Source organism: Paenibacillus aquistagni (assembly GCF_900177815.1).
Taxonomy (GTDB): Bacteria; Bacillota; Bacilli; order Paenibacillales; family Paenibacillaceae; genus Paenibacillus_B; species Paenibacillus_B aquistagni.
The window spans coordinates 21,942-29,295 of the sequence record NZ_FXAZ01000013.1 but is presented as its reverse complement, the minus strand read 5'-3'; the positions used below and the strand labels follow the sequence as shown (position 1 = coordinate 29,295).

At 42.3% G+C, this 7,354-nt stretch carries 7 protein-coding genes and 1 pseudogene; 6 read left to right on the top strand and 2 right to left on the bottom strand.

Going from position 1 to position 7,354, the window contains the following annotated elements:
• Together B9Y93_RS24110 and B9Y93_RS24105 are read left to right on the top strand one after the other, a co-directional pair.
• Positions 1-846 (top strand): annotated as a pseudogene (locus B9Y93_RS24110) (hypothetical protein); the annotation flags it as partial.
• Positions 846-1,328, top strand: a complete 483-nt coding sequence (locus tag B9Y93_RS24105) for a hypothetical protein (protein WP_085499129.1) — start codon at positions 846-848, stop codon at positions 1,326-1,328. The pseudogene B9Y93_RS24110 and the gene B9Y93_RS24105, both read left to right, overlap by 1 nt.
• A 330-nt stretch (positions 1,329-1,658) precedes the next feature.
• Here B9Y93_RS24105 and B9Y93_RS24100 read toward each other — a convergent pair whose 3' ends face one another.
• Positions 1,659-2,474 carry a GNAT family N-acetyltransferase gene (locus tag B9Y93_RS24100; protein WP_139829224.1) on the bottom strand — a complete coding sequence of 272 codons (816 nt, stop codon included), beginning with the start codon at positions 2,472-2,474 and terminating at the stop codon, positions 1,659-1,661.
• 15 nt (positions 2,475-2,489) lie between these two features.
• Positions 2,490-3,227 carry a class I SAM-dependent methyltransferase gene (locus B9Y93_RS24095; protein ID WP_085499125.1) on the bottom strand — a complete coding sequence of 246 codons (738 nt, stop codon included), beginning with the start codon at positions 3,225-3,227 and terminating at the stop codon, positions 2,490-2,492.
• Between the two features lie 229 nt (positions 3,228-3,456).
• Between B9Y93_RS24095 and B9Y93_RS24090 the strand changes: the two genes are divergently transcribed.
• The 4 genes from B9Y93_RS24090 (at position 3,457) to B9Y93_RS24075 (ending at position 7,351) form a co-directional block, all read left to right on the top strand.
• On the top strand, positions 3,457-3,990 hold the full coding sequence (locus B9Y93_RS24090; protein ID WP_085499124.1) for a phosphotransferase: 534 nt from the start codon (positions 3,457-3,459) through the stop codon (positions 3,988-3,990).
• Between the two features lie 305 nt (positions 3,991-4,295).
• Complete coding sequence (locus B9Y93_RS24085; RefSeq protein WP_085499122.1) at positions 4,296-5,672, top strand: CpaE/TadZ family protein; 1,377 nt, start codon at positions 4,296-4,298, stop codon at positions 5,670-5,672.
• Positions 5,673-6,551, top strand: a complete 879-nt coding sequence (locus B9Y93_RS24080) for a CpaB family protein (RefSeq protein WP_085499120.1) — start codon at positions 5,673-5,675, stop codon at positions 6,549-6,551.
• Positions 6,527-7,351, top strand: a complete 825-nt coding sequence (locus tag B9Y93_RS24075; protein ID WP_085499118.1) for a CpaE/TadZ family protein — start codon at positions 6,527-6,529, stop codon at positions 7,349-7,351. Before B9Y93_RS24080 ends, B9Y93_RS24075 begins: the two co-directional genes overlap by 25 nt.
• Positions 7,352-7,354: the final 3 nt, after the last annotated feature.

The following is a 7,354-nucleotide window of genomic DNA, read 5'->3' as shown; positions in this document are numbered from 1 at the left end:
GAGGAAAAGGCAGAAATGATTGGCAAGGTGTCCTCCATTCTCGTGCCGGGAATGGGCGTGACGAAGGCTGGCAAAGCGGCGAAGGTGCCGGAAGCATTAAGCAGCGTAGCTCAAGTGGTAAAGACAAGCCAGGCTGTAAACGTGCTGTCCGATCCCCTGAAGAAGCTCAAAGGGATCGATTGGCGAACTTACGCCAATTCGTTCCAAGATTGGACTAAAGGCCTCCAGCCAGGCCGTTATGCCGTAACACCAGAAGGGATGTTTATCAGGATATCGGATGAAACCTCTTCTGTGGTCAGGCGAATCGATGCTGGGGATGGTAAGAAGATTGAGGGAATGGGACAAGCTTCTAATGTAGGCAGTGTAGTTAAAGTCGGAAGCAAAACGAAGTACACAAATCCTGCTGGTATAGAACTGACTTGGGTTGATCAACATCCGAAAAATACTAATCGTGATATTGATAGCTTTTTAAATAGTTCTGACGTTGGGAAGGCTACTGAAGCAAAGGTTGCTGATTTCATAAGAAAAGATCAGGAAGTCACGGGTTTCGGGCAAAAAGTTCTTAAAGAAAATGGCGAAGCTGCTGGAGATTTGGATGTAGTTACAAAAAATGCAATAATTGAGGTCAAAGCATCAATTAAAGCTGTAAAAGAAGACCAGTTTAATAAATTGATGAATGTAAACCATGATTTCTTCTTTAATTCAGAGCAAAAGAAAGTAATTCTTTACATTGACAAGCCGTTGACAAACTTAAGGCCAGAGCATGGCAAAATGCTAGAAGACATTAGGAAGCAAGGAGTAACAATTGTAAATTCATTGGAAGAGCTAAAGGGGGTATTAAATTAATGGGAACTCCAGCATATATCTTAATGGATCACAAGAAATATACAACTGAAAAATTATTGGCAGATTCAATAGTCGCAGCATTTTATGCCGATGCTATGCTCAACTTTCACAACAGTAAAAATTATTCAATGGATGGACGGTTTCTCTCTACTACATTGAACATTAGCCATAAGTTGGTAAGGAAAAATGGCTGTTCGTTTATATACTACGTAGATGCAACAGATAATCCGAGTATAGAATTTTACTATAATGAGGATATTGGATTAGACCAAAGTAGAAAACTTTGTAAAGTTGGTTGCATTGAAGAAATATACGGCGCTCAAGAACTTATCTTTTGTTTTATCTATGAATATCTTAAACTAAACCCCGACGATTACTTTTGGGTAGCAGATTATGATTGGGTCTACAGTTGGGAGGATATGCAAAAATTAAAATCGTTACCGTATGACCCAGATTGGTGCTATAAGAATCCTAAAAACTAACTTGTGAGGGTTTACAGCTCCAATAGCAAGATCGTACAATACAACCAACAAACCAAACAAAATCTGGATTGAAAATTTTTGATGATGAAGATCTATCTTGTGAATATTTTTACAATAAAGTAGAAAAATACGCAAAATAAAGGCACTCAAAACTTTCAAAAGCTCATTCCAACTTGAACCCCAAGTAGAATGAGCTTTTTTACATAACCAAGATCATTGAAGGGAAAACGAATGGAACTATGAATACGGTTGAAAGAGGAAGCACTAGTGAAATAATACTAGAGAAAGCGGTATGCATGATCGCCTAGGCATAAGCAAGTTTATAACTAATTACAAAGGAGCCCACATCGAGCGGGTCCAGGCTAGCTTTAAGCCGACACGTTCCATATTATGCTGGCTCGTGCTGCCAAAGCTAGCTTGTCCAGCAACATAGTCACAGTCTGCAAGACTCGCGGCGTGTAACCGATGCTGAAGCAAAGCGGTTTGAAGGCCATGATTGCGAAAGAGTGGAGCTGTAGCGGCAAGGGACAAAGAAGCCATGCCATCCTTTATGAACATCGTCGCGACTGCAGCAGGCTGATTTTGATATAGTGCCAAATAAATATGCCAGCCTGAACGATGAAGAAGGCCACGATTGTTGGTAAAAAAGTGATGTTTATGCTCAAGATTCATGCCAGAGCCTAAGCAATGAATCGCTGCATAATGATCAAATCCTTCGTCGTCTACTATTTCCTGTATGGTAATGTCGGGTGCGACGGACGGTCGTTCAGAGTGCGTGGCACCAATCAATACGGAATGGAAACCTGTCTGTACGAGACCTAATGCGGGGAGCTGCTCAAGCAGCTTATTGCTTGTACGGATAGGGTCAACATCAAGTTGGAATGAGCGCTCCTTCGTCTTATAAAAGTCAACGATACTCTGCAAAGATGCTGCATCTTCATCGTGCAAGCCTTTTACAGCATTGAAGATTCCCCATGGCATAGTACGAATGTATGTCGCGGAAGCATTACCGAAATAATGAATGTCTACGCCTTGAGGATTCCCCGCTTGTTCAGCAATGGATTGTATTCGAGATATATGAAAATCCTGTTCAGCTTGAATCATGCGTGCAGCAAGGAAGTCAGTAACAATTATTGCATTTGTCATGCTCATCAGTCCTTATCATGGATTCTTCTTGCATTTGATGATTAGAAACAGTGGAATTCGAAGTCTTCTTGCGAATTCTGCTTCATCTTCGAACAAGGCTTTTATTGGCTTTCCTTCACGGAGGTCTAAAATAGAAAATCCAGCCTTCAAGCATCCCTGAATATAATCTTCAATCGTGCGATGATACTTCACGATCTGTTCTCCAATCCAAGGCTCCGAGCGCATACCATTTTCAAAATAGTCATCTACGATCCAATCCGTTCGGGCTCGTCCTATGTCTGCACTTTTCATTGAAGCGGTGAGCAGAGGATGCTGCACACTGAATATCCATTCTCCATCTTCGCGTAATGCATGGTACACCTTCGTAAAAAGGTTATGGGTATCCCTCAGATAATGAACGGCAAGCCGTGATACGGCAAGATCTACGGATGCCTCGTTAGGCTGCCAATCTTCCATGCTGATATGCTGGATGCTGCTTGAATGAGCCTCGATATGCGCTTGAGCCTCCTGAACCATCTGAAGCGAGCCCTCAACCCCTTCATAGAAGCAGCAGCCTCTTTCAATAAGATCTGCACTGAATCGACCATCACCGCATCCCAAGTCCAGCACTCGTTTGCCTGTGATCTCTCCGATCAATTCCAGCATTATCGGACGTTCGATCAAATTATTGGGGCTGTTCGGACGATGTCTTCTTGCGAGGTAAGCTTTAAGAAAGACAGATTGATCGTAGGCTGATGACCCGTGATACTGCATGCAATTCCTCCTTAATAGAAGCTAGCATATTTTAACATTTTCGTTGAAAAAGAGAAAGATCAGATATCGATAACATTTTATTTTCACAACATTTCTTTATCGAATTCATCAGCGGGCACTAACTCGTGTAATGAACGAGTCAGATTAACTATAGCGATTCTAATCCTATCTTCCTTGGCCTAGTACTGATTAAATATAGAGTAAAAGACAAGTTGAAGGAGTGTCTGGGATGGAAAGTTGGATCAGTACTCAACTAACAAGGCTTTACGGTATTAATCGTCCATGCCTTGAGGCCGTTACTGGTGAGATGTATCGCTGTACGACCGGTACTGGCTGTTATTATGTTCGCGTAACGGATTATAAATCCTATGAGGAACAAGCGGCGGAGGTACATTTTCTAAGCAATCTGAGACAATGTGGTGTAGGCGTAGCTTCTGTTGTTCAATCCATACAAGGACATTATCTGGAGCAAGTCAATGTTCAAGAATTAAAGACAATGGTAGTGTTTGAGGGTGCACCTGGAATCCATATACCACGCGTAGATTGGACAGCGGACAAGCTGTATAAGGTGGGTAAAGAAATAGGCAAGCTGCATCGGGCTTCACAAAGGTATGCAGATGAGTATCCTGACTCCCCAATCCAACATTGGCATGAGAATAAGGAATATCAATTTCAAGAATCTATCCCAAAAGAAGAGACACATATACGAACGCTAGCCAAAGACGTGTTAGAGCAGATCCAGATGATTCCGAAGCATGCATAAATATTGGAATCCGCATAGATTAACGGAAGAACAGGTTCGAATTATGAATTTGTATCGTCATCGATTAGAAAATGGTTGTTAGCATGAAATCGTGATCACGTAGCTGATCACGATTTTCTATGTGTGAACGCTTACCTAAGGTTATAGGTTCTAAGACTCATACAACCAAACAGTAAAGTTCATACAATTTATGTTGAAATATGGTATCTAATGAAGTAAGATAATAAAAGTCTCATTGGATATATAAGGAATTGCATAGAGGATTATACATATAATTAGGACTAGAGAACGTAGTAGGTGAGTCGATGAAGCTATTATTTGTTGCTGGTCAATTGAACAGAATCGTTGAGCACTATCATTTCAAATCATTTGATCTTTACCCAAGTGGGCCATTGTTCCTATCCAATCTACCCGCTTACTGGAGTGAAGTTAACCCCAACGTGGATGCTGTTCTCGTTCTGGATGAAGGAAGCATGGGCTCCAGCAGCACTTCTAGGCAGGAATGGCTGACGCTTCTAAGTCAGATGGAGACAGCGATAGGAGCACCGCAGATTATAGCGATTACAAGGGATCGGGATGTAGAAAGATACTTACAGTCCTTAATGCCGAGATTCAAGCTTCTAAGCGTTGAATTTTCGAACGACATTAGAGTGACAATCGAGTTTATCTCGCAGGCAGTGCTCAGCAATGTAGAAGTGAAGAGCAGGAGAGTTCAAGCTGAAGCTTCTGCTGCGGAAGTTAAGACTAATCGCCTATCAGAACCTGAACATGCGCAGGAGAAGAAATCTTCTTTTCTTGATCGCCTTCTTAAGAAGAATAAAAATGTGACAGAACGTACCGCGACTGATGCATTAACCAAGCAATTGGAGAAAATAAGCCGGGGTATGAGCAGAGTTGTAGCCGTTACAGGCCATCGCGGCAGCGGAGTTACAAGCACCGTTGTTAATGTTGCAAGCGAAGCGAGCAAGCGCGGCTTATCCACAATCATCATTGATCTCGATATACAATATCGAACGATGAATATGTACTTCAATAGTTTTCATGAGCGGACGAAAAAAGATGATGTCATCCATGCTTCGCTCATTCGCACCTTGGCGAGACCTCAAGATTATACCACCACGACCTATCAGATAAAAGATAACCTATGGTTAACCTCTCTCGGCTATGACTTCAAGGACAGACTACTTGTAGAGCAGTTTTATAATGCAGCCAAGCTTATTTCTTTGCTTTCCTTGCTGCGAAGCAAATTCAACTTGATTCTGCTGGATATGCCCCTGGATCTATGTGAGCCATTTCATGATATTTTGATCCATATCGATACATTCGGACTTTGCGTTCCCAATAATATTTATGCGGTTTTAAATACACTGAAGAATATGGAAGCGGTACTGGACAATGAAACCATCGCTTACTTAAACGCAAAGTCAAGGCTTGTTGTTACGCAATACAATGATCGCTCGCGTTTTCAGCAGGAGCAATTTACCCCTGAAGCTGTAAGCAGAGTTATGACGTCAGGCTTGCTTGACTCTTTTATGTACGAGACGAAGGTAGCGGGATTTGTTCCGTACTCACAGGAGTTTGATGGACAGATTGAGGCAGATATGCCAATTGTTCATACAAGCAAAGAGCATGAACATGCCTTCGGGAGTATACTTCTTAGACTAATGGAGGGAACAAGCTAGATGGACTTAAGCGCCCTGAAAAGCACCAAGCCTAACCGCAATCTGTTTAAAAAGATAAGCGCTGTACTTTTTGCGCTGATTGTTATTTTCTTGTCTTATATGTATCTCAATCAGGCGAGCAAGGACGCTCAGGACGTAGTAGAAGTGATACGTGTAAAGTCTGAATCAGGCATTCCAGCCTATGCTCCGCTTACTAAAAGCAACATTGAGACTTACGATCTGATCCGCAAAGAATACTCAGACGATATGATTCTGGCGAGTGAGATGGATAACGCGCTTGAGAAGCTCACCACTTACTATCTCAGAAAAGGGGCCATTATCTATAAAGATCAGTTGACGGATGAGAAGCCGCTTAAGAATGAATGGCTGTATGAGGTTAGTGACGAGAACGAGGTGCTTACGCTGCCTTACAATTTCTTGGAGGTTGGGGGAGATATCCTGGTACCAGGCGACCGTGTCCGGATACGTGTATCGTATGATACGGAAGTGAGCGCCCCCTCAGGCAACCCCAATATTCCTTCTTCATCGAGTACTACGGTAAGAAAGACGGAGACTTTGTTTGACAGTATTATCGTTAAGGATATGTTGAATTCAAACAGCAGATCCATCTATGAGGTATACAAGGAAGTAACGAAGCTGAACGAGGAGAAAAAGCAGGAAGTGATGAAGAGTGAGGATTTCCTTTCGGGAATTAAGCCCAAGGCACTGTTGCTAGAAGGCAGCAGCAAACAAATTGATAATTATGCGAAATATCAGGGTTACGATAACAAATCCTTTTTGATAACGATATTAAGCCGTAAGAATAGCACGATCATATTGGATCAGCTGCCGACCTTGGAAAAAGAGGTGGAATCGTGGATCGAAGAGAAGCAGAAATAAAAGAGATTCTTACCAAGATCTCATCAAAGGACTTAATTGGTGCTGAACTGCAGGACAGCAAGCTGATTTACAGTGTAGTGGGCTTTTTACCAGCTAGTGATGGCGTGGACAATGCGCTGCTCATCAGCAATCTTGGGTACTTGCTCGCTCAGAAGGGTCTAAATACCTGTATGGTTGATCTAAAAGTATTCTATCCGAATATCCACCATTTTGTAGACGCTGTTCCTCCTAAAAAAGGCGAAGGTCTCATCAAGGTGCTGAAGAGTGACAAGATTGATTTGAGAGATGAACTTATTGTAACAAAGTATGAGCGTTTATATTTATTGTCCCCAAGCCCACAGGATTTGCTGGAGGAATACTTTGATTTTAATTTCGAACAGATTGAGCGTGTCATAACGATTCTCAAACAAACCTTTGATATCGTTCTCATTGATATTCCAAACAACCCGCCGCTAGAATTCTGTCTTGCTGCGATGCGTTCCTGTCATCTTGGGTTCTTTACCGCTGCAGAGCGAATGGAGGGCGTGATCAACATGGTGAAGCTGCTGGACTTTGCAAACTCAGTAGGGATCAGCACTGCGAAGTTCACCAGCGTGATTCTTATGAATCTACATCATATTGACTTTGATGTGTCTGTGATGAAAGAGATGGGATTCAATATTGTGGCTGCTCTCCCCTTTGTAAAAGATGGGGTAGCGCGCTCTAACAAAGGAAAGCTCTATGTGAAGGACAATCCGCTGTTTAATCGCCAGTTTATCAAGGAAATGCACCGCTTAGCAGATCAATTGGCATCTCAGTAGACA

Excerpts from the sequence above, each read along its gene's own strand:
- B9Y93_RS24100 (WP_139829224.1), bottom strand. The coding sequence starts at position 2,474 with ATGACAAATGCAATAATTGTTACTGACTTCCTTGCTGCACGCATGATT.
- B9Y93_RS24085 (WP_085499122.1), top strand. The coding sequence starts at position 4,296 with ATGAAGCTATTATTTGTTGCTGGTCAATTGAACAGAATCGTTGAGCAC.
- B9Y93_RS24090 (WP_085499124.1), top strand. The coding sequence starts at position 3,457 with ATGGAAAGTTGGATCAGTACTCAACTAACAAGGCTTTACGGTATTAAT.
- B9Y93_RS24095 (WP_085499125.1), bottom strand. The coding sequence starts at position 3,227 with ATGCAGTATCACGGGTCATCAGCCTACGATCAATCTGTCTTTCTTAAA.
- B9Y93_RS24080 (WP_085499120.1), top strand. The coding sequence starts at position 5,673 with ATGGACTTAAGCGCCCTGAAAAGCACCAAGCCTAACCGCAATCTGTTT.
- B9Y93_RS24105 (WP_085499129.1), top strand. The coding sequence starts at position 846 with ATGGGAACTCCAGCATATATCTTAATGGATCACAAGAAATATACAACT.